The 26,756-nt window shown below is 59.8% G+C and carries 19 protein-coding genes; 9 read left to right on the top strand and 10 right to left on the bottom strand.

Annotated features, from left to right (window positions below; genetic code table 11):
- Positions 1-63 precede the first annotated feature (63 nt).
- Positions 64-11,784, bottom strand: coding sequence for an autotransporter-associated beta strand repeat-containing protein (locus WJU23_RS18280; RefSeq protein ID WP_346334051.1), 11,721 nt, complete (start codon positions 11,782-11,784; stop codon positions 64-66).
- A 266-nt stretch (positions 11,785-12,050) separates the two neighbouring features.
- Between WJU23_RS18280 and WJU23_RS18275 the strand changes: the two genes are divergently transcribed.
- Entirely contained in the window at positions 12,051-13,340 is a 1,290-nt protein-coding gene (locus WJU23_RS18275) for a hypothetical protein (protein WP_346334050.1), read from the top strand.
- Here WJU23_RS18275 and WJU23_RS18270 read toward each other — a convergent pair.
- Genes WJU23_RS18270 through WJU23_RS18260 form a run of 3 tightly spaced genes read right to left on the bottom strand, consistent with a single transcriptional unit; the run spans position 13,309 to position 15,270 of the window.
- On the bottom strand, positions 13,309-13,698 hold the full coding sequence (locus WJU23_RS18270) for a hypothetical protein (protein WP_346334049.1): 390 nt from the start codon (positions 13,696-13,698) through the stop codon (positions 13,309-13,311). The genes WJU23_RS18275 and WJU23_RS18270 overlap by 32 nt on opposite strands.
- Before the next feature lie 15 nt (positions 13,699-13,713).
- Positions 13,714-14,472, bottom strand: a complete 759-nt coding sequence (locus tag WJU23_RS18265; RefSeq protein WP_346334048.1) for an exodeoxyribonuclease III — start codon at positions 14,470-14,472, stop codon at positions 13,714-13,716.
- Between the two features lie 33 nt (positions 14,473-14,505).
- Entirely contained in the window at positions 14,506-15,270 is a 765-nt protein-coding gene (locus WJU23_RS18260; protein ID WP_346334047.1) for a hypothetical protein, read from the bottom strand.
- 158 nt (positions 15,271-15,428) lie between these two features.
- On the opposite strand from WJU23_RS18260, the gene WJU23_RS18255 reads away from it, so the two are divergent.
- Both WJU23_RS18255 and WJU23_RS18250 read left to right on the top strand, forming a co-directional pair.
- A complete protein-coding gene (locus tag WJU23_RS18255) occupies positions 15,429-15,827 on the top strand; it encodes a BlaI/MecI/CopY family transcriptional regulator (protein ID WP_346334046.1) in 399 nt (132 codons plus the stop codon).
- A 4-nt stretch (positions 15,828-15,831) separates the two neighbouring features.
- Positions 15,832-16,797, top strand: coding sequence for a M56 family metallopeptidase (locus WJU23_RS18250; protein ID WP_346334045.1), 966 nt, complete (start codon positions 15,832-15,834; stop codon positions 16,795-16,797).
- A 31-nt stretch (positions 16,798-16,828) separates the two neighbouring features.
- On the opposite strand, the gene WJU23_RS18245 is transcribed toward WJU23_RS18250, so the two are convergent.
- Positions 16,829-17,263: a MarR family transcriptional regulator gene (locus WJU23_RS18245; RefSeq protein WP_346334044.1), complete on the bottom strand. Its 435-nt coding sequence runs from the start codon at positions 17,261-17,263 to the stop codon at positions 16,829-16,831.
- Between the two features lie 114 nt (positions 17,264-17,377).
- Between WJU23_RS18245 and WJU23_RS18240 the strand changes: the two genes are divergently transcribed.
- The 3 genes from WJU23_RS18240 (at position 17,378) to WJU23_RS18230 (ending at position 19,090) form a co-directional block, all read left to right on the top strand.
- Complete coding sequence (locus WJU23_RS18240; RefSeq protein ID WP_346334043.1) at positions 17,378-18,106, top strand: HPP family protein; 729 nt, start codon at positions 17,378-17,380, stop codon at positions 18,104-18,106.
- Between the two features lie 301 nt (positions 18,107-18,407).
- A complete protein-coding gene (locus tag WJU23_RS18235) occupies positions 18,408-18,752 on the top strand; it encodes a hypothetical protein (RefSeq protein WP_346334042.1) in 345 nt (114 codons plus the stop codon).
- 80 nt (positions 18,753-18,832) lie between these two features.
- Entirely contained in the window at positions 18,833-19,090 is a 258-nt protein-coding gene (locus WJU23_RS18230) for a GreA/GreB family elongation factor (RefSeq protein ID WP_346334041.1), read from the top strand.
- A gap of 70 nt (positions 19,091-19,160) precedes the next feature.
- On the opposite strand, the gene WJU23_RS18225 is transcribed toward WJU23_RS18230, so the two are convergent.
- Entirely contained in the window at positions 19,161-19,733 is a 573-nt protein-coding gene (locus WJU23_RS18225; RefSeq protein WP_346334040.1) for a hypothetical protein, read from the bottom strand.
- Positions 19,734-19,808: 75 nt separating this feature from the next.
- Positions 19,809-20,285, bottom strand: coding sequence for a group III truncated hemoglobin (locus tag WJU23_RS18220; RefSeq protein WP_346334039.1), 477 nt, complete (start codon positions 20,283-20,285; stop codon positions 19,809-19,811).
- A 90-nt stretch (positions 20,286-20,375) separates the two neighbouring features.
- Here WJU23_RS18220 and WJU23_RS18215 point away from each other — a divergent pair, with 90 nt between their 5' ends.
- From WJU23_RS18215 to WJU23_RS18205, 3 genes are all read left to right on the top strand, one after another.
- Positions 20,376-20,789: an Rrf2 family transcriptional regulator gene (locus WJU23_RS18215; RefSeq protein WP_346334038.1), complete on the top strand. Its 414-nt coding sequence runs from the start codon at positions 20,376-20,378 to the stop codon at positions 20,787-20,789.
- A gap of 75 nt (positions 20,790-20,864) precedes the next feature.
- Positions 20,865-21,788, top strand: coding sequence for a transporter (locus WJU23_RS18210; RefSeq protein ID WP_346334037.1), 924 nt, complete (start codon positions 20,865-20,867; stop codon positions 21,786-21,788).
- Positions 21,789-21,877: 89 nt separating this feature from the next.
- The gene (locus tag WJU23_RS18205; RefSeq protein WP_346334036.1) at positions 21,878-22,990 is read left to right on the top strand and encodes a site-2 protease family protein; all 1,113 of its coding nucleotides are present in this window, start codon (positions 21,878-21,880) and stop codon (positions 22,988-22,990) included.
- Here the strand turns inward: WJU23_RS18205 and WJU23_RS18200 are convergent, their stop codons facing one another.
- From WJU23_RS18200 to WJU23_RS18190, 3 genes are read right to left on the bottom strand one after another with little or no spacing between them, the layout of a single operon-like run.
- A complete protein-coding gene (locus WJU23_RS18200) occupies positions 22,991-23,875 on the bottom strand; it encodes a DUF58 domain-containing protein (protein ID WP_346334035.1) in 885 nt (294 codons plus the stop codon).
- Entirely contained in the window at positions 23,872-25,344 is a 1,473-nt protein-coding gene (locus tag WJU23_RS18195; RefSeq protein ID WP_346334034.1) for a hypothetical protein, read from the bottom strand. The genes WJU23_RS18200 and WJU23_RS18195 overlap by 4 nt, the downstream gene beginning before the upstream one ends.
- Positions 25,341-26,735 (bottom strand): hypothetical protein, encoded by a 1,395-nt coding sequence (locus WJU23_RS18190; protein ID WP_346334033.1) that lies wholly within the window; start codon positions 26,733-26,735, stop codon positions 25,341-25,343. Before WJU23_RS18190 ends, WJU23_RS18195 begins: the two co-directional genes overlap by 4 nt.
- Between the last annotated feature and the right edge of the window lie 21 nt (positions 26,736-26,756).

Here is a 26,756-nt window from a genome sequence, read left to right as displayed (position 1 = left end):
ATTTCGTCTCATGACCGTCCGGAGGCAGGCATGCCACCTGCCTCCGGCCAATTTCCGTCAGCTTCAGCGCCGCCGGCGGAAAAGCAGCATCCCAAGCCCCAACAAGGTCAGAACTGCACGGCTGGGCTCCGGCACGATGGAGATGACCAGCGCTCCATGGCTGAAGAAGATGCCCGTGTCCCAGCGCAGCTCCGGGTAGGCCGACAGATCCGGCAGATCCAGATGTCCATTGTCATCACCATTGCCGACGAGGTAGCGACCGCTCCCCGTGCTGAAATCTCCCCAGTCAGTTCCATCCATGTTGTACCAATCGAGGAGATTGAAGACCTGGCCGGCCTCAGGAATGAATCCGGTTTCTGTATCTCCCAGGACCGAAATCTGGCCGCCGTCCCAAATCACGCTGCCACTGATCTCAAGGTGATCATGATTGGTCGTGGGAATGTGGGAACCGCCCTGGCCAAAACCGAAGGGAAACGCCCGTGACAGATTATCACCCGTGCTGAAGAAGTCCAGGAAGGCCACATGCGTGGTGTAAAAGTCATCCCCAATCCTGTAAGTGCCTGCCTGCAAGTCCGGATCTATCATGGAAGGCAGGGCGATCTGCAAAGACACCGTCGCCCCTGCATGAAGGGTCAGGTCTCCCACACCTCCGTCGCCAACGAAAAGAGTACCCATGGTCGCACCGGCCAGTTCGCCAATGAAGTCACCGGGTGCCAGCGTGCCATGAAGCTCCAGCCCGCCCCTCACATGGCCGGTGCCGCTGAGGTTTGCCCCGGCCATCACCGTCGTCAATCCGGTGCCGGTGCTGCCTGCCACGGTGTTGGCGGTCTGTTTCATGGCCCCGAAAAGCGCGGTGCTGCCCTGGTTCACGATGCCCCATTCCCCTGTGCCATCCCTGCCGACCTGGAGCTGACCCGCACTGACGGTCGTCGTGCCGGTGTAATCATTGTAGATGGTCAGGGTGGCAGAGCCGGCCCCGAGCTTTTCCAGACTGAGGGAGCCAGGGGTGGCGCTGCTGTCCTCGAACTGGGCCGCAGGCACACCATCCCGGAAATAGGCGTCCCAGATGGCATTGCTCTCCTGCACGATTCTCAGCGTGCCTGGGGTGGTTGAGGCGTTTTCAATGATGGCTGAGCTGTTACCAATGGGAATGTAATTCACACCCCCTGAATTCGCCCCATGCAGCGTGCCCGAGGCGGCATTGATATTGGCATTCACCGCATCCAGGTCCGCTGTCGTCTGCCGAGTGGGATCAAAGGTGGGGCTGGTGAAGGAATACAGCCCGGTGGTGCTGATGCCATCATTGGTGACGAGACCGCCGATGGTCAGCTCAAATCCGCCCGCCTGCATCGTGGTCATGTTACGCATCTCCACCGGAATGGACGCGCTCAAAGCCGTGTCAGAACCTGCCCGGAAAATTTCATTGTCATCCCGGTCAAAGTTGCCCGAAGCCGCACCCAGCTCAGAGCCGATGGTCAGTCTGCCCGTGTAGGCACTGTTATCACCGCTGAACAAAAAGGTCGTGAACTGGTCGTTGATGTCATTGTTCCCGCTTCCGTCATCCACGTTTTCCAGCATCAGGTTGTTGGACCCGCTGAGGTTGCCGCTGACGATCATCACCGCATGCTGCTGGTGGCCGGTGAGGATGCCGCTGTAACCAGTGGTATCCGTGTAAATGAACCGCACATGATTGGGGGAGTCTGCCCCGCCGCCGCCCGTGCTGCCATTGCCAAGGTTGATGTCCCCGCTGTACACCATTGTGATGTCCGGCGAGCTGCTGCCGCCGATCTGGACCTCCTGGTTGATGCCATCGCGGATGGTGATGTCACGCGGGATGTCCAGCCTCTGCCGGCCGCTGTCCACACCAGTCACGGCATTGCCGTAGCGCGTCTGCACACGGTAGCTCAACAAGCTGCTGACCTCGCCGGCGGGATCTCCCATATAGATGATGCCGGTGTCCTCCAGTGCCGCTCCTGGATACATCAGCTGCAAGGTCAGTCCCTCCCGGAGATCCATGTCCCCCGTCCACTGCGTCATCGTGTTGTAGAAGTAAAGATTGCCCGCCCCGGTCTTGATGATGTCCCCTGTGCCGGCCAGGCTGCCCTCATTGACGTTGAAATAAAAGGTGCTGTTGCCAGTACCTCCGTTGTTCAGCGAGCCGACCTGCGCATGGATGTTCAAGTCGCCAATCACATTGTAAAATCCATCCATCACAATCTGCCGCTGGGTGGTGTGATTGATGTAAATCTGGTCACCTGCCTGCTCACCAAACTGTATCCACTCCCGGTAGCGCGCCTGGCTGGTGCCGGCGCCGGAACCGTATTGCGGAGCAAATTCCAAAGTGACGTTGTTGCGGACGATGGTGCCGTCCGTCCAGGAATCCGTCGTCCCAAAGGGCGTGTGCTGCGCATTGTTGTTTCCGCCCCCCTGCAGGCTGATGTGGAGAGGGTTCGTCCCGTCACCCAGCAGGGTCAGGCCGGTGTAGTTGTTGGCCACCCCCACCAGGGTGCTCCCGTCGGTGCGCTCACCAAATTGAACAGTGCCGGAGCCTTCAATGCGCAGGCCGCCGCTGTTCGGGTTGGTCGTGAGCGCGGCGGACGGATTGGTCTCGGATGAGACAACACCCCGCAGCACCAGTGTTTTGCCGGCTTCCACCTGCAAGGTCCCGTCGGAACTGCCCAGGGTAATGCCGGAGCTATAGATTTCCGTATCACTGCCCGTGAGGCGGACGGTGCCGCCATTGAGGTGCAGGCTGCCGGTGCCCAGGCGGCCCATGCCGTCCGCAACCACCGTGGCAGCTCCGGTCACAAAGGTGGTGCCCGCATAGGTATTGCTGCCCGCCAGCTCCGTTAAACCTGTACCTGTGAAGATCACATTCTGACTTCCGGAGATGTCACCCGCGATGGTCACGGCCCCGCTGGAATAATTGTGCAGGACCAGGTCGCTGCCGCCTGCCGTGGTCAGACCGGTGCCTGATGCAAAAGCCGTGCCGCCTGTGAAGGCGCTGGTGAAAAGCAGGCCCCCATCATTCAGGGTCAGCGTGCCGGAGGCAAAGGCTGCGCCATCTGTATTGAAGCGTACCGATTCCGTCTCCCCGCCCACCAGGGCCGGACCGACGGCATTGGTGTGCAGACCTGCCCCGAGGGTGTCATCCGAATAGCCGGTGAAAGCCACCACTTGGCCGCCCGCGCCCACCGCCGCCCAGTCCGTGGCGGTGGGGTCCGCACTCAGCGCCGCACCAAAAGTGGCGAAAGACCCGAGACGGTCACCTTCATTGAACCCGCCCATTTGAAGGGTCCCTCCGGCGATGCTCTGGAAATGCAGGCTGCCGCCGTCAGCCACACTGCCCAGCGTGGCAATCTCCATCTGTCCTGTGCCGATCACGGCCAGGGCTGAGCCGCCAGCGGCGACTGTCAGCGTGCCAAAGTTTTCCTGCCCGCCTTCCATGGCCAGAATGCCGCCACCCATGAGCAGGCTGGCATTCAGCCCCACACGCCGGTCTGGATTGACATCATAATCTTCCAGCAGCAGCAGGCCACCCATCACATTCACCCCCTCTACCGTCCCCTCACCAGCGGTGGAGCCTTGCAGGTTCACCTGCCCTGCCCCCACCTTTGTGATGGAAGTGTTCACCGGATTCGCCGCCGTGCCTCCGTCCACAAAACTGGCCCGGATGGTCACCTCGCCCCCGGGTGCGGCATACAGCCGCAGGTCGCGGTCTTCCCCTGTGGCGTAAGGGGTGAACTTGATCGTCCCTGTCCCGGTACCAAAGACCACTTCCCCGCTTCGGTTCTCCCCACCCAGCGTGGAATTGCCCGTGGTATTGCCCAGTCCCCAGTTGCCCGAGCCAAAGAGATTGTCCGGATCACTGACATCCCCGCCCACCGTCCAGGAGGACAGATTGAAGACAGACCCGTCATTGGCAAGCATAAAGGCCAGGTTGGAAACGGTGAGGCCGGCCGTTGTGGATACCAGCACCCGTCCGCCCATGTGGAAGCCCGACATCAGATTGTCCGGGTTGATGGAGGCAGCAGCGGCATCGCTGTAAAAGTTCCCTTCGCCCATATACCGCAGATAACCGCGCTTCAGGTTGATCTGGCCGGAGGCATCATACTGCTGCCAAAGCTGGACGTTGGCCTCATTTGTGGTGGCGCTGACTTCCATCCGCAGCACCTGGTTTTGGTTGGCCGCCGTCACCAGGGTGCCCAAAGCGCCTGACACCGTATCCCGGACCTGGCCCCGCAGATCCAGAATCCCCGCCGCGCCGGTATAGGTGGTAAAGATGCGCGATTCTGTCGCATTCACCCCGGAGGCAAGCTGCCCGCTCCCCCCATAGATATTGCCTTCTATGGCAGCCTGATGGGTGGAGTTGGTGTAGATGCGGGGAATGAAGCTGCGGGTGTAGGACGTGGCACCGGCCAGGTCCACATTGTTGAGGATTATGTCCCCCCCCCAGATGGCGCTCTGCTCCAGCGCCAGGGCCACGTTGTTTCCGCTGATCAAGCCAACATGAAGGTCCACCCCGTTGATCTTGGATCCCTGGCTGACAAAAAACGCGCCCGCCCCGTTCAGGTGGACGTTCTCGGTGCCGTTCAGGGCAAAGTCACTGCGCACATACAGGTTGCCCTGGTTGATGTAAGTATCCCCGGTGTAATCATTGACCCCGGTGAGGATCAGCGAGCCTGGCCCCGACTTCACCAGCGCACTGGCATTGGAGATGTTGGAGGCGATGGTCAGTGTCGTATTGTCCGCATCAATCGGTTCATGACCATTTTCCTGGGCCGCCGTATTGTAGCGGGTGAAGAAGCCGCCCACGTAGATCTGCGCCTCCTGCCCTGCAAAGTCCAGCGTGCCTGCATTGATCTGCGAGCGGATGTCCAGATTGGAATTCGTGTTATTGGTGATGCCCTGACGGTCCAGCGTCCCGAAGTTGGCTGTCTGAATCATCCCCGAGGCCACCGTCAGGCGTGTATCATCCCGCAGATGCAACGTCGTATGGTCACCGCCAAACGTGGATGAAGAAGTCGTATTGGCGGCTCCGTTCAACACATAGGTCTCCGAATTGAACGTCAGTGAATTCACCGTGCTGCTGAGACCCAGGGTCAGCAGTGAATTTTTCCGCCCTGCCAGAAGCTGGCCGGAGGAGATCGAATCCGAATCACGGCCCACAATTCGCAGGTTCTGGTCAGCCGTCAGTCCCTCAGCATCCAGCGAAACGGATGTGCTGACTTCATCATTGCCGCCTGGGTTGGCGACTGTTTTATACTCGTCGTCCCGCAGCGGACGCAGATAGTTGACACCCGCCCCGTCACTGTCCACCGTCACCATGCGGAAGGCGCTGTAGGCTTCTTCAAAGCGTTGTGTGGTCCCGTTGGAAGAAGCCACAACAAGCGCACGGGTGCCGCCAAAGAACCCTGGAATGACCGGGGCGTTGCCGTTGGAACCGTCACCGGTGCCAATCGCGGCCGGCGCATTGTCCACCATCAGCACAGCCCGGTTCGTCACCTCCCCGTTGCTGAATTCGCTGCCTGCAAAATCCGTCCCCGAATCCAGATTACGAAGGTGAACTGTCGCCCCCAGCTCACGGTCAATCTCCGTAAAGTGCAGTCCGGCATAGTCTCCCTGCAACCTCGGCTGGCTGCCAATGAGGTCCGCCCCCAGGTTGTATTCGATGCCCATCACCCCGCCCTTCACCGTCAGGGAGCCGACCTTCTCGATGCCGGAATGAATGCCGCCTGTGGCATCCATCCGCAGGCGGGTATAGCCATCGCTTGAGATCGCCAGATCATCCGGCAAGCGGTCACGAAATTCATCCACCGATGTGGTGGCCGTGGAGACATGGAAGATGGAGTTACGCTCCAGTTCCATACCGCTGAGCCCCTGCAGGTTCCCGGTGCCGATGACCCTGGAAGTGCCGCTGGCAGACAGGAATGAACCCGTCCATTCAGGGTTGTTGCCATAGAACCGGAAGTCGCCGTTGCCCATGCGGGTAATGTCGCCGCTGCCGAACATGTCACCGCCGCCATTGTTGATGTAAATGTTATGGCCGTTCATCATCTTCAACAGCGCATCTTCCTTCACATGGATCTGGCCGCCCAGACTGTTGCTGACAGTGCCCCCGGCCTGCACCAGGCTGATGGTGCCGCCTCCCTGATAGCCCTTTCCTTCCAAAGTCAGCCATTCCAGAATCACAGGCGAAGAGGAGAAATCCAGGTCCAGCGTTCCATTCGCACCGATCACCGTGCTGTCCACAAACGAGCGGTGAGACCCCAGAGCACCCGCAGCGCCTGTGGTTCCCACCCCTTCCAGGCGCAGGATGCCTTCATTGATCCAGGTGATGCCACCGTAGGCATGCGCCAGGTTCGCAGATGAGGAACCATCCCCCAAAGGACTGTAACGGAAATGGACCGTACCACCCCCGTCAATGGTCAGGTCGCCAATGTCAGGATTGCTCAGTGAGGCGGCTTCCCAGGCATTGACCATCCCATTGGACGAGGCATAGCCGTTGTCCAGATTCACGTGGTTGTATTCACCGCTGATAAATCCGTCAATGGTCAGCTTCTCTCCTGGATCCACCCGCAGCGTGCCACCATTGCCGCCCAAGAAAATGGTCCGCCCGCTGTTCAAGGTCAGGCTCTCGGTGGCATGCAGCACGCCGCCATCCATGTGCAGGTTGCCGCTGTCCAGAACTGCCCAGGCACCTGCATTGGATCCCGTGCCGTCTGTCAGGCCGATCTGTACCCCTGAAGTATAGCCACTGCCGCTGTCAGTCAGGTTAATCCTGTTTACCCCGCGGAGGCTGGCCGTGCTGCTGTTGACCGTATTAAACGTCGCCGCCGCCCCGCTGCCGCCACCTCCCTCAAAAGTGACCGTCGCACCGGTGGTGCCGCCCGAGGCATAGCTCGTCCCCGGCCCCACTAGCACAACCATCGAAATACTGCCGTCCACCTGGCCCAGTTGCGAGTCGCTGCTGATCTGCAGCACCCCGTCATTCACGTAAACATTCCCTGTCAGCGTATTGTCCCCCGTCAGCACCGTCGTTCCGCTGCCGGCAAGCACCAGGTTCACCTTGTTCACGCCCTCGTTGGCAATCTCCGAGCCAATCGTCGTTACGCCCTGCCCATAGTTATGGACGACCACGTCATTGCTGCCTTCACTCCAGGTGCTGGTCAGCGTGCCGCCGGTGATGCTGACATTGCCAACATTGCTGGAGGGGATCAGCAGTCCGCCCTGGCTCAGCGCCAGCGTATTGCCTGCGCCAATGTCCAGCTCCGCCTCCACCCCGATGCGCAGCGTCTGGATTTCTGTGCTGCCGGGCAGTACCGCATCCGCCGTCATGTTGGTATGGCTGGTGGCCTCAAACACATCATTGTCATATCCGGCAAAGGCCTGCACCCCCGTAGTGCCCTGCCGGCCGGCCCAGTTGTTTATGCCGTCTGCCTGGTTTCCATACACACCCCAGCTCCCCAGGAAATCCCCAGCCTCCATGGAAACGCCTGCCGCGCCAAAGTTGATGATGCCGTTTCCATTCTCATAAAACGCCAGCGTGGAGCCGGAGCGGCGGTCCAGCACCCGTGCCCGCGCGCCGTCGCCAATCGTCATCGTCGTCAGCACATTCGCCGTCACGGAGCTGCTCCCGTTAAACATAAAAATGTTCCCGTCCAGCGTCTGCGTGCGCCGCGCCGTGCCTTCCGGAGTGGCCAGGACCAGATCCCCACCGCCCCATCCGGAGACCGAAGCCCGCACATTGCTGCCGGTGGTGCGGGTCCGGGCGAACTGGTTGTTTGCATACGCCCCGCTCCACACCGTCGTCCCCGCCATGAAGTTCCAGCGGTCCATGTTGCTGCTGACCGTATTCGTATTGAACACCACCGTGCCCGGACCCACCATGGAAACCGAGGAGTGAAAATTGTCCGCATTGGAGCCGTTGTCCTGCAGCCGTGCATTCACCTCCAGCGTGCCGCCGCGCATCTGAAGGAAGCGCAGGTCACGCTCTGCATTGGTGTTCTGGAAAAACACGAAATACGGGGACGTCGGGTCGGTGCTGCCAATGTAGGCCGTGCCGCTCGTGTGCTCCCCGCCCAGCGTCAGCGTACGGTTGCGGTTGTTGTTGCTTATCATGATGCGGTCAGTGTAGTTCAGCACCTGGTCCTCCCGCGTCAGCATGATGTGCCCACTATACGCATTGGAAGGAGAGTTGGCGATGCCAAGCTGGTTCTGCGGCCCGCCTAACCACATCTGGTTCCACTGGTTGTCCTGCGCCACCGCCGCACGCGCCGCATCCGTCATAAAGCCCGTCCCGTCCAGCCCTTCTGCGGCGGGATCATACAGGATGCGGAAGTAGCCCTGGGTCGCATAGATTGCCCCCGTTGCATCCCATTGCTGGAAGGCATTCACATTGATCTCATCATTCCCTCGCATCTGGAAGGACAGCGAATGATTGCGGTCCAGATGCACCGGCCCGTCACCGGTCGCCGCCACACTGGTCAGCGGACCGTCCGCCGTATCCCTGAACTGGCCCCGGAAATTGATTGTCGCGGTCTCAGCCGTCGCGGTGCTGATGAACACCGGATCGTTCCAGGTGTCATTGCCTGTAATGTTCGCATTGTTATCGGAATACACATTCCCATAGATCGTCAGTGTACCGTTGTTGCGGGCGGTGATGATGTGAGCCTGAAATTCACCGGATCCAGCAGCATCCGCCGTATCCATGATGACATCCCCGCCCCAGGTGCTGTGGGTCGTCCCCAGTGCAGCCAGGATGGTGCGCGTCGTATCAAAGGTGTTCGTCGCCCGGAGGTTGATGCCAGAGATGTTCGTCCCGTATTCCAGGTAAAAATTACCCGCGCCGCCCACCTGCAACTCACGGCCTGGGGCGCCTTCACCCAGCGCCCCGGGGTGGCGGGCAAAGAGCCCCCCCTGCTCGCTCACGTACACATTCCCGGAGACCTCATTCCAGGTATCCAGATAAAGATTGTGACGCCCCGTTTTCACCAGGTCCGCCACATCCACCAGGCTGCTGCGCATATACGTGCTGTTCCCCGGAAGGAACGTCGTCAATGACGCGCTCGTAGTGTCCAGGTCATGGCGGTTGGATGCTGCATTCAGGATGGCCGCCTGCCCGTTCATGCTGATCCTGCCGCCGCGGATCACCGACTCCAGACTCCCGGCATTGTTCTCCATAAACGACGCAAAGTTGATGATGCCCGAACTTACCGTCAGCGTTTTCCCCGGCTCAATGAGCACATAGTCCTTGGCCGCCGTCGGCGCGGCCTGGCCGGAGGAGGCTTCACTGAAGCTGATCGTCAGCGAGTTCACCGTCGTGTCCTCTGTCACATTCCGGTTGGCATAATTGTCCAGCCCGGCGGTGTTGCCCGGGCCGATGTACCGGTCCACCATCCAGTTGGCCCCGGCCACCGGTGTCCCGCCCACCGCGTATTCACTCGCCGTCAGGGGCCGCAAATAGCCTCCCTCCAGCGTCATCAGGCCCAGGCCCACCCCATTGTAGGCATAGGCATTCTGAGTGGTGTAATCCGTCCGCTGCGTGCCCGTGCTCGCCGTAAAAGTCGTCGGCACCGTCCCGCCGAAAAGTCCCGGAATGACCCCTTGCGTATTGCTGCCAGGGCTGTCTGCGCCGATCATCGTCAGTCCCGTCGTATCGTTCAGCCGCAGCCGGTCATCCGTCGCACCGGTACCCCAGGTGTGGTCACCGTTCATGTCATAAATCTTCAGGATCCCGCCATTGTCAAAACTCAGGCTGGCAAAGCTGCCGTCAAACTGCCCGCCCGCACGTGTGTCCAGAAACAGATAGTTCGTCCCGTTGTCCACCGACACATTCCCGAAGTTCTCCGTATTGGTCTCCACCGGGTCCGTTTCCATGATGATGAACCCGTTCCTCAAAATGAGCTGCCCATTGTCATTCAGGCGGTCGTTGTTGTTCACGCTCGCATACACCCCATTGGAGGAATTGTTGAGCAGTGCCAGCGACCCCCATCGGGTCAGCGTGATGGAATTTGCCCCTGTTAGCCCCCCGGCAGCACCGGCCAGGGACATACTGAAAAACTGCGACTCCGGCGCTGCCGTGGGCGACGAGGTGGAAAACTGAGTTGGCATGAAACGCGCCGTGCTCTGCTTGACCAGCACATCGCCATCGAAGTTCGGATTGCTCCCCGTCAGCCGGAGTTCGCGATTTCCGCGCTTCGTAAAGCCCGTCCCCTCATCGTCACCTGTCATATTGTCAATGGACCCCTGGATTTCCATCACCCCCGGGTGGTCATAGGCATCCAGCGCAGCATTGTAGCCGGAAGCCCCGCCAGACGCGGTCATGATGTTCTCCTGCATGCCCCCGCCCACCAGATTGATGGTCGTGCCCGTGCCGAAGATCTGGTCAAAGGTCTGCCCCGCCCCTGTGCTCCCTTCCCGCACCAGCGCCCCGTAGTTCAGGTTGATGGTCACATCATCATACATCTCCACCACCTTTGTATTCGCCACATGTGTGTTCCCCGTCGCCCAGTCCGTCCGGAAGATGAGCCGTGCCGCCACCTCCGTCCCGCCAAAGGTATCCGACAGATCCCGGTTCGGATTGAACAGGTCCGTCACTGACCGGCTGCCGTTCGTGGGATCCACGCCGTCATAGGTGCCCTTGTAATACGTGACGTTAAAGGTCATGCCATCAATGTCGTTGCCATACTGGGTGCCGCCGATGAGCTCCCCTCCCAAAAGACCGCCGCGGTTTCTAAACTGAAGCGCGCCTTCATAGATGTTCCAGGTGGCTCCGTCCGCATTCCGCAGATCCACGTTTTCCAGGATCTTGATCCCAGCCCCGATTGTTGACAGCTCATGTCCCCCCAGGTCCAGGATCGCGGCGATGTCCGCATCCCCTGCCGCATTCAGGTGACGCCGCAACTCCGTCGTGGAACCCCCGCCCATCATGGCATCTCCCGAAAGCACGAGGTGCGAGAGCGTGCCTGTGCTGGATGTATTGGCGATTGCCCCGAGGCCGTTCAAACCCTTGCCCTCAATGATGAAGATCTCCGTGTCATCCGCCTGCCGGTTGTAGTCCGTCCCGCGCAGGTCCACGCGGCCGCCATCCAGGATGATAACCTCATTGCCCACCCCGCGCAGCCCGGCCGCCTGGCCGTTTCCGTCGCCGCCTTCCAGCCGCAGCAAACCGGAGTGCACCACGATCTGCCCGGCAAAGTCACTGGCCGTATTGCTGAGCAAAAGATGCCGCACAAAATTGTCAGCGTCATTCACCCGCAGATTGATGGTCGGCAGCCCTGTCACCCCGCCGGAGATTTTGCCGGAAAAGGCGGCTCCCTGACTGTTGGCATTGGTGTCTGCAATCAGCACATCCAGGGCGCTGTTAAGCTGGATCGCCGAGCTGATCGTGTTGCTCCCGCCTTTGTTCAAACGCGTATAGAAAGCATTCCCTTCAGTCACCTGAAACGTCAGCGTCCCGCCGGAAATTTGATGGACGCTCCCGCCTGCTGTATCGCCGATGCGCAAACCACCCAAAGTCACATTCGAGCCGACGCCTGAATCAATGGTGATGGTGCGTGTGGTGGAAATGTTGTTCACAAAATCCGCCACCTGGTCCACCCCGTTGGGAATCGCGCCGCTCCATGTTCCCGGCGTACTCCAGTTAGCGTTGGCATTCACATTAAACGAGCCTGTGGCCGGGGTGTCTGGATCAAGGGCCAGCACCGGCAGGGACAGGCCTGCCAGCAGCAGGCACAGTCCGCCTTTGAAGGCATGAACAGCGGGGTGGGTTGGTTGTTTCATGATAGAAAAGTCTGGGCCGAAGGTTGTTATTGGGCGGATGTCCTCATGACGACCGCACGGCATGCAGCGGGGTGGCATGCCGATTTAATTTCGGTTCAAAGTTTGCCCCGATTTGTGACCTTCCGGCTATTGGACGATGGCTTGCCGTTGGCTAAGGCGTGGCTAACATCTCGGTAAAGCATCACCCATCTAAATAGGGCATTGCTTTATCTATAGTCGGCTATCGAAACATTACCCCAGCCAGCGGAGTTACTTTATTTCAAGCCATGTCAGCCACATCGCCATCTTCCCCCATGACCCAGTTCACCAAGGCCGCTCTTGTGGCTTTAACCCTGCTTTTTGTTGGGTTAAAGACCTCCTTATTGGCACAGGCGGATACTTTGCCCAAAGATAGCCCCTTCTTCACCAAAGAAGGTCCCTGGGGCCGTCTTCAGTGCTATTATTTCTATTTGGAAGCGCCTGATTCCGTCGTTTCACGCACCCCCACGCCGGATACTCAGACCCGCTGGCGCATCCCGGAAGCGGAATTAACGGCATTTGAAAACCTGATTTCATTGACTGAACTGCCGGACGAGCTGGTCAGCGCGCTTTTTAATCCCCGAAATATCATCCGCCGCAGCGGCACCGCCAATCTCTTTCCCTCCGCCAGGCTGATCGAATCTCTTTCGGCCAAGGATCGCAAGCAGGTCTATGAGACCCTGGCCCGGTATCCCTCCAACGAGTATTATGAATATCCCATCGTCTTCGCCGGCGGCAGCGTGGAGGCCTGGGCCCGGGATTCCGGACTGCGCCAGGAGCTCGTCGCCGCCATCTCCCTGCTCTCCTATCAGCGGGGTGAGGCGCTCGCCTTCAGTGACATTCCGGTCCTTCTTGGACTGGCTGAATCCAACGCTGAAGCCCTGTTCATCAAAAAGAAGCTCACCCGCACCCGCACCATCATCGCCCGGCTGGAGGTGAACAAAGACAGCCCCGTACAGGACATGCTGGATTACTGGGCCACCGGGCTCAATCTGCGCCGCAAGGAGCTGGAGCCACTTTTCCAGGCCACCGCCGCTGCACCAGGCATCGGTCACATTGATCTCCTGCACATGCTGCCCGCCCTGCCGCGCAAGCTGATTTACACCTATCCCAGCGATGAATTCACCACCCACATCCGTTTTCCGGACTGCCACTGGACCACGCTGAATTTTTTCAATTTCACTGCCCAGGATTATTACCTGGATTCACACCTCGCATCGAGCGCCGTTATCGAGGATTTCCAGCAGGTGAGCCCGCCTTTCCGCTTCGGAGACGTCCTCATGTTCATCAATGCCAGCGGCAATGCCTTCCACTCCTGCATTTATGTGGCCGATGACCTGGTCTATACCAAGAACGGGGCCAATCCCCTCGTGCCCTGGACGCTGATGGAACTGAAGGACATGCACAGCATGTACAACCTGGACCTGGGAAAGGGAGTCATCCTCGGCTACCGCCATAAAGAAGGACGGCTGGAGCCTGCTGACGTTCCGCCGGTGACCGCCCCTGTCAGTCCTTCGTCTCGTAATGCTTCTCGCTGACGGACTTGTCCTGCTCGTACATCTGCTCCTTCATCAGCGCCCCCGTCTTGGACCAGTAGCGGTTCAGGCCATGGCGCTTGCCATTGTCAAAATTCGTCTCGGTGGAAAGCTGGCCGTTCTCCCACCACTCACGCACCACGCCATGGAGGCGGCCTTCTTTAAAAGGATACTCCCCTTTCACCTTCCCGTCCTTGTGCCTGTCCTGCGCCAGGCCAGTATAGGGCTCCCCGTTCAGGAAGTACACATCATCCACCCATTTCAGCTCTTTATAGGTCACGCCGGCTGCGGCAGACGGCTCCGCCGCATTCAGACAGGCCGTGGTGACAAAAGCTAGGCAAAGGCAGAGGATGAGCTTCATGGCGTGCAGGATCAATCAGGGTTGGATGACCATCTCCACCGGGCAATGGTCGCTGCCGTGGATGTCATCCCGGATGGTGCAGGAAGTGATGCCCGCGCGCAAGCCCGCAGAAGCCAGCCAGTAATCCAGCCGCCACCCGATGTTCTTGGCCCGCGCATCTGGGGTCCGCTGCGTCCACCACGTGTAGCGTCCGGGCGACTTGTCAAACTCCCGGAATACATCCAGAAAACCCGCCTCCAGGTGCTGCGTAAAACTCGCCCGCTCATCATCGCTGAAGCCCGGGTTCATGCGGTTGGATTTCGGATTCGCCAGGTCAATCTCCTGGTGCGCACAGTTCAGGTCTCCGCAGGCCAGCACGGGCTTCTGTTTTTCCAGCTTCTTCAGGTAGTCACGGAAAGCCGCATCCCACTCCAGCCGGTACGGCAGCCGTGCCAGTCCCGCCTTGCTGTTGGGCGTATAGACCGTCACCAGGAAAAAGTCTGCATACTCCGCCGTAATGACGCGCCCTTCCCGGTCATGATCATAGATGCCCATTCCCAGTGCCTGGCTCTTCCATGGCACCCGGCTCAGGATGCAGGTGCCTGAGTAGCCTTTCTTGTCCGCGCTGTTCCAGACCGCTTCGTAACCGGCTAAAAAAGCGATGTCCACCTGCTCTTGCATGGCCTTCGTTTCCTGCAGGCAGATGACATCCGCATCCGAAGTGAGAAGATACTCCCGCAGCCCCTTGTTCAGGGAGGCGCGGATGCCGTTGACGTTCCAGGTGGAGAGTTTCATGAGCCCATCCGCTAGGCCCAAAAGCTCCCTCGTTCAACTTCCAAAGGCACGCGCCCCTTCCCTCACGTAGATCTCCTCCACCTGTACACGCCTGCGGGCCGCCTCGTCCTCCTCATAACAGGCCATGCCCACCACCCCCACATTCCGCGCCCCCTTCTGGCCAAAGGCCGTCGCCGCCCTTGCCTGGCTAACCGCACCAAACTCCAGCGAAAAAAGCTTCCCTCCCACACGCATACCTTGGACGATTACCGAAGACTTCGCAGGGATAATGTATCCAGGCTTTTTCACCGAGGCCGGCTTGCCGTCCAGCAGGTCCAGCCCATCCACAGAGATCACCACCTCCATGCGTCGGTTCGTACGGTTTTCCAGCTTCAGCGCATAGCTTCTCCCCGGAGATCCCATCACAAAGAAACCCTGCCCTGCCTCATAGTGGTCCAGCGTTTTCGATGACCGCCAGTAGCCGTCCGTGACTGACACCCGCAGCTTCCCCGGCACCAGGTCAAAGGCACCGCTGCGCCTCACCGGATGCCCCTGCAATCCCGCCATCAGCCGCGCCCCCTCGTCATCATTGTAGTGGAACATCCCCACCGCATCAGGCCCTCCGCTGGATTGACGGTAAAATGCGGCCGCTCTGGATGAATCCGGCAATTCCCCGCCAAGCTGCGTCCCCAGCCCCGGACGGCTCTTGGCCACGGACCGGTCTTCCACCCGTGCACTGGTGGAGGGAGCCGGCGCATAGACATTCGATTCTCGTGGATAATGGGGACTCGAACAATGGGACAGCAGCAAGACCGGCATCAATAACGCAGTGATCCGGAACGCCCGTGGCAGAGGTTTATAAAAGGAATGTAGCTCCATGTGCAGATTTTTCTACACTTTAACCGCCGCGTCAATACGAACTGTAGATTTTTCTACATTTAAACTTGTTTGCCGCAGATCTGGCGTCATCTTTTCCCATGCCCCGCACTTCCTCGGAGACCTATTCCAAAAAGGAACGCCAGGCGATGGAGGTGCTCTATCGTCTCGGCCAGGCCACCGTCGCCCAGGTGCAAGCGGAGCTGCCAGAGGAGACCAATTACTCCGCCGTGCGTGCCCTCCTCGGCGTCCTGGTGGACAAAGGTCAGGCCAGGGCCGCCAAAGCCGACGGCGCCCGCCATTACCTCTACTCCCCCATCGAGCCCGTCCAGAAGGCGCGTAAAGGCGCGCTGAGAAAGCTGCTCACCACCTTCTTTGACGATTCCCCCGTCAAGCTGGCGATGAACCTGCTGGATCCCTCCCAAAACAAAATGTCCGCTGATGAACTCGAAAAACTGCAGCAGATGATAGACGCCCACCGCGCCACCCGGAAAAAATAAAGCCATGCTCTGGTTTCTCACATCCACCACGCTTCTGCTCCTCCTGGCTCTGGGGCTGGCCTTGCTGGCACGGTCCGGGCGTAGGATTATTGAATCCTCCACCCTGCTCATCACCGCGCTGCCCTTATTGAGCCTGGGACTCGAGTGTGCAGTCCCTGTCCAGCTCAGTACAAACTGGTCGCTGACCTTTCCCAGCGATTCCTTGACCTCCGCCGGTTTCTCCTCCGCACTCACTGCCATATGGGTGGCCGGCATCTTCGTCCATCTTGTCATCCTGGCCCGGCGTTGGGCACAAGTCCTCGCTCTGAAAGCCGGTTCAGCCTCCCTCCCGCTGGAGTCAGTATCCGTGATTTCGACCTGCCTGAGCCAGCCTGAAGAAATCATCCGCAGCCACTTCAAAACATCCGCTTCCATCCAGACCCCCATGGTCATTCCCGGCCTGCACAGCCTGGTCCTTTTACCCGCCGCCTGGGACACCTGGCCCGTGCGCTTGCAAGCCGGTGCCCTTCGGCATGAATGGCACCACCTCCGCCACCGGGATGCTCTTTGGAATCTCTGGATGTCCCTGTTCCGCGCCGCACTCTGGTTTCACCCCCTCGCCTGGTTGTCCGTCCAGGTCTGGACAGATGCCTGCGAAAAGGATGCCGACCAGGCCGCCGTCACCGGCAGCGATCCCGCCAGCTATGCCCAGGATCTCCTCGGCCTCGCCACCCTTCAGCCCTATGCCATCACCGGGATCACCGGCTTTCTCGGCTCTTCCCGCCTTGCCCTGCAGCGTCGTATCCGCTCCCTCCTGTCCTCACCGCATCACGATCAGGCACATCAACCCTTCTTGCTTAAAATCTCAGGCCCACTCCTGATCCTTGTCCTCACCCTCATCTGTGCCTGGACCGGCATCCGTCACCACACCCTCAGACTGGAAGAAGCCACCCTCCGACTCTCCGCCAACGCCTTTCCTGCCGATCCATAGGTCACTTCCCCCTACCACGAGAAAACATTCGTCATTCGTCCCCCTCCCCACCCAGCCTCCCCAGCAGTTCCTGGATCTCCGGTCCCACACGCCGCAGTTCCTCATGGTGGGCAGAAGACAGCGCCTCCAGCAGTTTCTCTCCCTGCCGGGTCAGCAGCACAAAGACCTGCCGGCGGTCTTCCTTGGAGGCCTCCCTTTTGACCAGCTTTTCCGTCACCAGGCGGTCCACCAGGCCCACGGTGCTATGATGGGCGGTTTGCAAACGCGCGGCCAGCTCCCCCACCGTGACCCGTGACCGGCCGGGGAAGCCTTTGATGGCCAGCAGCGCCTGGTGCTGCTGCGGGGTCACGCCAGCGGCCTGGGCGGCGTTCTCGCTGAAGCGCAGGAACTGCCGGAGGGCAAAGCGGAAGGAGGCCAGGTTTTCATACTGTTTCTGGGAAAGGGCGGGAGTGCGCGGGCGGGCCATGGGTGTGAGCCTCCGCTGCATCATAAACCATGCCAGCCGTGCCAACTTGTTGCTTTTTTATATCGTTGAACGATACAATCGCCTCCCGATACACGTTTATACCGGCCCCCTTTTATGCATACCTGGAAAGAACGGATCGGACTGGAGCTCAGCGAAGTCAGCGCCAAGGAAAAGCTCATCTCCACGGTGGGGGGCGTGCTCTCGATCTTCACGCTTATCCTTTTCGGACGATGGGGTCTGGACGGCACTGGCGGCACCTGTGTCATCGCCTCCATGGGAGCCACCGCCGTGCTTTTGTTTTCCGTGCCGCATGGTCAGCTTTCCCAACCCTGGCCGGTCATCGCCGGGCATGGTTTTTCCGCGATCATCGGTGTCCTCTGCGCGCGCTACATTTCCCATCAGGCACTGGCCGGGGCCTGTGCGGTTGGCCTTGCCATCGGCCTCATGCACCAGTTTAAATGCATCCATCCGCCTGGCGGTGCCACCGCCCTGATCGCGGTCATTGGCGGCCCCCCGATTCATGACCTCGGCTACAGCTTCGTGCTCTTCCCAATTCTCATCAATGCCGCGCTGATGGTGAGCCTGGCAGTGCTGCTCAATGCCTGTTTTTCCTGGCGGCGCTATCCGGCTTTTTTAAACCGCCGCCCGCCTGCCCCCGCCCCTTCGCGGCCAGGTCCCAGCCATGAAGAAGTCGTCGCCGCCCTGAAGCGCCTGGATTCCTTTGTGGACATCACCGAGGACGACCTGGTGCGCCTCTGCCAGATGCTTTCCACCAGCGCGCCCGCCAAGGTTGAAAAGAAACCGGCACTCCCGCATCCTGGCCTAACAAATCACGTGTTTTAAGCATGTATGTGCTTGCCATTTTCCGGCTGCCGGTTATAATTTGCTTATCGTGAGAAAAGAGCACCTCCACACCAACCGTCGCGCCATCCTGGCAGCGAAGTGTGTGGGCGCGTCCCTCTGCCACCGCATGGGCGCAAGCCGGGAGTAAGCGGACAGCCCTGGCCACTTTCCAGGACTGCCCGCCACCCAAAAAACGACTGGTAAAATAGTCATGCCCGTTGCTGTGCACCCATGTTGGGTGCCGCGGGTCCAACCCTGCTGCACGCTTTTTTGCGTAGCCGCGCTTTTGGTTATTCTCACTATGAATCACGCCCATTCACCGGCGGCGCGTCTTGCCGCCCCCATGTTATACCCCGGCCTGGTGCAACGCCTTGCCGTTTCTGTCAAAGACTTCCTTTGCGGCTCTGACGAGCTGCCCAGCATGCGCAAACGCGCCAGACGTCCTTACGCCACAGAGCAGGCCTGGACCGTCACCAGCACGCTGGTGCAGCAGACCGCTTTTGGCATCCTGTCAGCAGATGCCTGCTACGAGGTCACCGCCAAAAACAAAGCCGAGGCCCTGGCGCTCGCCGCCAATGAAATCCGGGAATCCTATCCCGGTTATGCCATCACGCAGATGAGGGCTTTCTCTGCCTCGGAAGGCTGATCCCGGTTACGCTCCGGACAACCCGTCCAGGCGATGCTGCCTGGCGGGTTGTCCATGATTATTAACTATCCAAAAACATCATGACTAAAATCAGCTATTACGACCGCATCCTTCTCCGCTCTGTTCATCAGACGGAGGACCCTGACGATTCGGAACTTCATATCCAGATTGTGCCGCCTTATGAGGCGGACGCCGTCGCCGGCCGCATCTCCGTGGATGCGCCCGTCGGCAAGGCCGTGCTGCACCGCCGCATCGGTGACACCGTCAACGTCCGCGCCCAGGGGCAGAACATTCCCATGCGCATCGTCACGGTAGAAAAACACCTCTCCACCGCGTGAGGGTGAATCCATAAAAAAGCCTGGTCTGCATTCAGTGAGAATCGCAGACCAGGCCTTGTTATTTCAGGACTCAGGGTTTGGCAGATTCAGGCCGGTTGAGCACCGCATTTCGCGTGCTGCCGACAATGGCCATCGCCTGGGCAATGAGAGCCGCGTCCACTTTCAGTTCTTCCAGCGTCGCCTGCAGGTGTTCCGCAATGGCATCAAAGTGGCTGTCATTGAGATCAATGTCCGCATGCGCACTGCGCAGATCCTTGCCTTTATAAGGCACCGGGCTGCCCAGCGCAGCGGAAAGGAACTCCTTTTGCAGACGCTTCTGCTTGCGCATGCTGATGTCTTCAAAGAAGTGGTTCACTCGCTTGTCCGCCAGCACCTTCACATAAAACAGCTCCACGGCTGCATCGATGGCCGCCTTGCCACCCAGCTTCTGATAAAGGCTGGCCTCGCGTGCGGCCTGAAAGTTTGACCGGCAGGCTTCATCAGCAAAGGCATACTTCTGGTCTTCATACACGGTCGTGATGTCCGGGTTCGCCGGCTTGCCACTGATCGGACAGGTTGTATTCAATGCTGCCGGGGCCGCCGTTTCAGCCGCAGATACCGAAAGGCAAAGGCTGAGGGCGAGGAGTGTGAGTGCTTTTTTCATATGTCTGTATGGTTGGTTGGGTTGGGTTGGTCGGTGGTCCGGAATCCTTGAAAGAATCCGCGGAAAGGTGCAGGTTCACACAGCCGCCGTCCGCCCATAGGCGGCATAGCGGGCGCGCTGCTCAGCCGTCAGGCTGGCGGGATCAGTACCCGGATTCGGAACATTGTTGAGACGGCTGTAAATCACATTGGCCATGTCAGCGGCGCAGTTCTTGATGTGCTCCGCATTGGGGCCGCAAAAAAGTTCATCCACGGACTGCTTAAAAAGCTCCAGCCAGCGGTCAAACTGCGGCTTCCCCATCTCCGTCAGCGGCAGCAGCCGCGCATGAATGGCCAGCGGATTTCCCGTGTAGCTGCCGGTCCTGAACAGCACCTTTTCCCAGAAGGCATACATTTTGGGCAGGTGCGCATCCCAGTCCACACTGGCGATGCCGTCAAAGATGAACCCGAGCGTCTCATCCGCCCGCACCTTCACATAAAAGCTGTTCACCAGTTTTTCGATTTCCGGCGGGCCTTCCAGGTCAGTGAGCAAATGGGGACTTGAAATGTTCATACCAATAGGTATATCAAATACCCATTGTGCAAAGCGATCTTTCCATGCGATGAAAAAAACTTAACCGTTTGTTCCCCTTCCTGAATTCCCGTGCAGCTCACCTACCACACCGACTTTGCCCTCCGCATCCTCATTTACATGATGGGCAGACCGGCGCAGAAAGTCACCACCCGGGAGATGGCCGAGTTTTACGGCATCTCCCTCAACCATCTCACCAAAGTGGCGAAGGCCATGACGCGCTCCGGCTGGCTGACGACCTCCCGCGGCACCGGCGGTGGTCTTATGCTTGCACCCCATACCCCGGATACCAAAGTGGGGGAAATCGTCCGTCTTATGGAGCGGACTGATCTGCTGGAATGCTTCGTCCCCGAAACGAATACCTGCCCCATTACCAAAGGCTGCCGCTTGAAACCCATTTTATATCAGGCACGCACCGCCTTTTTTGACGTGCTGGATGCGCATACCGTCCGGGAACTGGCATTGCAGGCAAAGCCGCCCCTATAGACCCTGCGAAATGCACGCTCACTGTCTGCCAATCCACGCGGATCATGGCGCGGAGGCCCATGCTTATGTATTCCCATGGACCCTCAACTCTCCTCCTGTAAATCGTGGTTGCGCAGCCTTGGTCTGGGTGCTTGCGCCGCCTTCTCCCTCATCCATGCCGCCCAGGCAGGCACCCCGGCCCTTTCCGCCAAAGAGCCCACCGTCCCGGTGGAAGCTGTAAGCTGGAAGGACCACACCATCTCCCCGGTGGCCAACCCCTTCTTCCATGAGGATGCCATCATCCGCTCGGAGCTGCGGCCCGTCTTTGTCCACCATAACATTGACGATACTTTCCTCGGCGGCGGCGATGCCCAACTATACGCCCTGCAGATCCGCTATGCCCTCACCGACCGCCTGGCCATCATCGCCACGCAGGACGGCTACTTTAGCATCAACAATGATGCCATCGCCAGCCCCGAAGGCTGGATGGACCTGGCCCTTGGCCTGAAATATGCGCTCATTGATGATGAAGCCAGCCAGTTCATCCTGACCCCCGGCTTCACCTTCAAAATCCCCACCGGCGACCGCGAAGTCTTCCAGGGCCGTGGCGGCGGCGAGTGGGATCTCTTTGTGGCCGCCCAAAAGGGCTTCGGAGACTTCCACCTCTCCGGCAACCTGGGCGTGCGCCTGCCGAATAACAGCGCGGAAAACAGCACCCTGGTCCACTACAGCCTGATGGCCGACTACTATACCTGCCGCTGGTTCATTCCCTTCGTGGCCTTCAATGCCTACACCGTCGTGGATGCGGGAAACAACATCGCCCTGAATACCGAAGGCTACGATGTCATCAACTTCGGTGCCAGCGGCTCCCAGGGCGTCACCCAGGGCACCATCGCCGTCGGTTTCCGCTCGCGGATCCTGAAGAACGTGGACTTCGGCTTCGCCTATGAAAAAGCCATCATCGAGCCCGTCAGCCTCACCGATGACCGCCTCACCTTTGACCTGAGCATCCGCTTCTAAACCTCCCTGCCTCCCCCCAAAAAGGCGTCTGGAGAAAGCTCCAGGCGCCCTTTGCATTTAGACCCGCCCCATGCACTGTGCGGGCAAATATGAAATGGTCCTTTAAAATCGCAAACGTCGCCGGCACAGAGGTCCGCATCCATCTGACTTTCTTCATCTTGCTGGCCCTGGTGGCCATGCAGGGCATGAGCGGCGGCCAGGGCGCAGCGGGAGCCATCGATGCCATCCTCTTCGTCAGCGCCGCTTTCCTCTGTGTGCTTTTGCATGAGTTCGGCCATGTCTTTGCCGCGCGCGGCTACGGCATCCGCACACCAGACATCACCCTGCTGCCCATCGGCGGCGTGGCCCGGCTGGAAAGGATGCCGCGCAAGCCCACGCATGAGCTGGTGGTGGCCGTTTGCGGGCCGCTGGTGAATGTGGCCATCGCGGGAATGATCGCCGTGGTGCTGGGCATCAATGTCGGTTTCAACCCGGATTACCGCTTTGAGCAGGCCGGGCACTTTTGGGAAAAGCTGATGATATGGAACCTCATCATGGTCGCCTTTAACATGATCCCCGCCTTCCCCATGGATGGCGGACGCGTGCTGCGTGCTCTGCTGGCCATGGTTGCGGACTATGGCAAGGCCACCCGCTGGGCCGCGACCATCGGCCAGGGCATCGCCCTGTCCGTGGCCATGTGGATGCTCTTCTCCGGCACCTTTCATCCCGTGCTGCTGCTCATCGCCTTCTTCATCTTCATGGCCGCCGGGCAGGAATCCGCCGCCGTGACGCAGGAAGAGGCCACCCGCGGCCTGCGGGTGCGGGATGCCATGCTGACGGACTTCCGCACCCTTCGGGCAGATGCCACGCTGCAGGACGCCGCTGGCCTCCTGCTGGCAGGTACCCAGCAGGACTTTCCCATGCTGGATGATACCGGCCACATGATCGGCCTGCTGACCCGCAAGGGCCTGGTGTCCGCTCTGGACAAGCACGGCAGCATGCATCCGGCCCTTGAGGCTCTTGAAACCTGCGCCGACTCTTTGACGCCCGTCATCAGCCTGGGCGAAGGTCTGGAACGGATGCGGGCCAGCAACTGTCCGGCCATTCCCGTCTATGACCCCGTCAATGGCCAGCTCATCGGCCTGCTGACGGCCGAGAACATTGGCGAGCTTCTGATGGTCCGTGCGGCCCTGCGGTCCGCCCCGGACCAAGGCGCTTATTGATCAGGCGGCCTCGACGGCTCCCGCAGGCATGCCTTCAGCCCGCAGGGCGGGGATAAAATCTGCCTCAGCGGAGACCCGCGCCAGGGCGACGCCATGCCTGGCGGCCGCCGTCTGCCAAAGCTGAAAATGACGCGTGTAGGCCTGACGGTAGCGGTTCAGCAGATCCGGCTCGATTCGGTGCTCCTGTAGCTGCGGTGTCTCTGCATCATCGAACTCATAATTGCCATCCCAGTCCGGATGCGCCTCCTCAGCAGCAAAGGGTACCAGCAGGATGCCCCGGCCATTGCGCTGGCTGAGCGAGCCCAGCAGCGCATCCGGCTCGCCAGCATAAAGCAGGTCGCTGATGAACAGCCGCAGTGCCCCGGCACGAAGCGGCAGGCGGCCGATGGCGGGAGGATCCATGCTGGCCGACAAAGTCTCGATCTCCTGAGGCCAGCGCCCGGCCAGAAGCATCTCCGTTTCCAGGAAACGGTGTCCACTTCCCCGCACGGCAAAACAGCGCAGTGTGGCACCCGTTTGCAGGCTGGCCTCTGCCGCATAGGCCAGCAGCTCCAGCGTGCGCTGCTGCTTGGCGGGATAGGCAAACATGGAGCCAGACACATCCACAATGAGGTCCACCAGCGGCCGCACCTCCTCCCGGTAGAGCTTCATGGTATAGGTGCCCGTGCGGGCATACGCCTGCCAGTTGATCTGGCGCGGATCATCGCCTGGGAGATAGACCCGATGATCCTGGAAATCCAGGCTGCTTCCCACTCCCGTGCCCGTGAAGTCCCCCGCATGGCCGCGCCAGCGCTGCTGCCGGAAGGGCAGCTTCAGCACCCGCGCCCACTCCCGCGCCTGCCCCTGGAGCGAGCGCAGGCTGGCGGCATCGGGCAGGCGGTTCATGGGGCGGGATCAGGGGTGAAGGAGACGGGGTTGGACAGCTCGCGGGCTTCGTTTTCCAGGATCTTATACTGTTTCCCCTCAGCCAAAGCACGGACAAAGGCCACGGCGAGCCAGCAGAGACTGAAGCCCAGGGTGACGCTCGCTATGGATTCCCCGTGATACCGGCCGTCAATCATTCCAAAAAGACCTGTTACCGGTGTAAAGACGCCGAGATAACCGAATTCCTGGTTGCTGGTGATACCTTTGAATATGGTGAGTAGAATGCCAACGACACCGAGGCTGAGATGTACCACCCACCAGTTTGCAAAGTGGTTGGACTTGTTCATCCGGAGGGTCACAGGAACCAAGGGGGATATAAGCAAGCAGGTCGCCAACATGAGAGCCGTTCCAAATCTATAGGGGCTGTGATGGATCCAATGCCAGAAGAACATGCTTATGTTCAATACGACTAACAAGATATAAAAATACACTCCTGCCGCCCAGCCGGGGTATAAAAGACGCCGCATGAACCAGACCGGGCCACCCCGCTGCTGCAGGCCCTGCACCACACTTGGAAAACGCGGAATCTCCTCAGTCAGCACATCCGCGCCAATAAGCAGCGTCAGGAACAGGCCGGGAAAAAGAGCCCACATGACCATGTCAGGATCTGGATTAACACTTAAAGCCCAGCCGATGCCAGTGACTAGAATGAGCATGGCCAGGTGAATGAGGCGCTTCCAGGTGCTGTGATTTTCCGAGACGGGCGCGATGCGGGAGGCCCCGAGGGCCAGGAAGGTGAAAATGGCATGGGCGGACAGCAGTAAAATCCCGAGGACGACACCCCAAGACTCCAGCATTGGCAAAGAGAGGAAGGCGCGCAGCATAAAATCCCCGCTCTGATCATTGATCATCGAGAAGACAAAGACGGTAACAGGAAGAAGCAAGAACAGGATGCCGCTGGTGAGAAACAGCCGCAGGACAAGAGAACGCTGCGAGGAAAAGGCCACATAGGCCGCCGTGGCCACGGCGGAAGCCACCACCACCACGGCCAGAGCGATGGCCTCACGCACGATCTCCACCCCGCCAAAGTGGTACCTGGCGACCATGTAAGGCAGCAGGGAGACGGCCAGAAGGAGGGACTGGCTGACCAGGGCCGTCCACTTGCCATAGACGATGCGGAAGGAGGAGATGGAGGTCAGCGTAAGCATGTCCATCGTGCCTCCCTGCACCTCCCCGGACAGGCTGCCGAAGCCGCGCAGCGGCAAGGCCAGCAGCAGAGCCACCAGGGTGATGGACCAGAAAATGTTGCTGGTGACTTCCACCGGCACTCCCAAGGCCCCGGACCCGATGACCACGATCATGAAGATTTGAAAGCTGGTGAGCAGCGAAGTGAAAGCCGGAGTTCTCAGCCCATGGCGCAGCTCCTTCACCAGCATGGGGCTCAGGCGGTCGCTGAAATCACGCAGCAGGGTGAGCGGGGCGGTGTTCATGACAGGAGAAGTTTCCGCGCTTCACGACGCGAAGAACGGGTGCGCCAGAAGGCCAGCAGGGCCAGCGAGAAAAGAAAAAGAGGCCAGATCGCACTGAGCAGGACGCCGACATGCCGCTCAAAGAGCATGGATTTGATCCCCGGGGCCGCGCTGACCAGCCAAAGAGTATTCGGCGGCAGCAGGTAGTGCACCCATTTCAGGTCATATTTGTCCGTGGCGCCAATGATCAAAGAGGCCATCATCGAGAAAAAGGCCAGGATGCAAAGGCCCGCAAAGGTGGCGCTGAGGTATTCGCCAGTGCGGGTGATGGCCAGGATCTGACCGAACAAGACGGCTGCCCACACACAGCACGATAAAAGCCAGATGTTCGCCGCCGCCTCCGTGCCCTCCGCCCAGCCGGCCAAGAACATGGCAACGGCAGAAAAGAGCAGTGAGTAGCAGAACCCGTGCATCCAGCCAGGAGCGAAGAACCAGCTCCCGAGCCGGCCCCACCAGCCCCGGCGGTAAAACGGCAGGTAAACGGAAGGCAGGTTTCGAAGGTCATCGGTCATTGCATCCAGGCTGGCAACGACCACCAGCAACGAACAGGCCGATGAGACGGCTGCCCCTCCAGAAGTGGTCCACTCAAGCGCCGCCAACAGAAACATTGCACCCAGATTCACCGTCCGCTTGGTCAGCGGCAGCATGGACGATGCAGGTGCGATTCGCGAAGCCCCAAAGCTGAGCAAGGCAAAGATCAGCCAGCTCAAAGTGGCGATCATCGAAACATAGGGCAGCCAGGAGTGCCTTTCAGCCATCATCACGCTGAATGAACCGATGAAAAACCGGGTGAACGAAAAGAAGAACACTAACAGCAGAGGCAAGACCAGGAACAAAGCCCTGACCCAAAACTGCTTCTGAGTGGACAGCGCCACCACGCCCGCCGTGAGCACCGCGCTCAGCAGCCACTGCGAGGCCAGTCCCCCGAGATCCGCCAGCAGGTCCGATCCGCCATAAACATATCGTGCCACGATATATGGCACGAGACTGACGGTGACCAGGAGAGACTGCACCACAATGGCCGCCCATTTCCCCAGCACGATGCGGCCTGCGGAAAGCCGGGTCAGCACCAGCATGTCCATGGTGTTGGATTTGATCTCCCCCGCCAGGGCGGAAAAACCGCAGAGCGGAAAAATGACGCAGAGCATCAGGGTGACCAGCCCGTCCATCAGCCCCCTCACACCCGAGGCATTTGAGGTGGCTCCCCCCATGAGCGTGATGATCACCATCAGGGCATGCAGGACGAGCATGACCCCGCCGAACAGACGCGTGCGCAGCCCCTGCCGCAGTTCCTTCACGACCATCGGCGAGAGCTGGTCGGGAAAGTCTGCAAGCAAGTTCAGCGTGGCCATGGGCGGAGTTTTTAAAGATCC

It is taken from the genome of Prosthecobacter sp. SYSU 5D2, assembly GCF_039655865.1.
Classification (GTDB): Bacteria; Verrucomicrobiota; Verrucomicrobiia; order Verrucomicrobiales; family Verrucomicrobiaceae; genus Prosthecobacter.
This window is presented reverse-complemented; position numbering and strand designations above follow the sequence as displayed.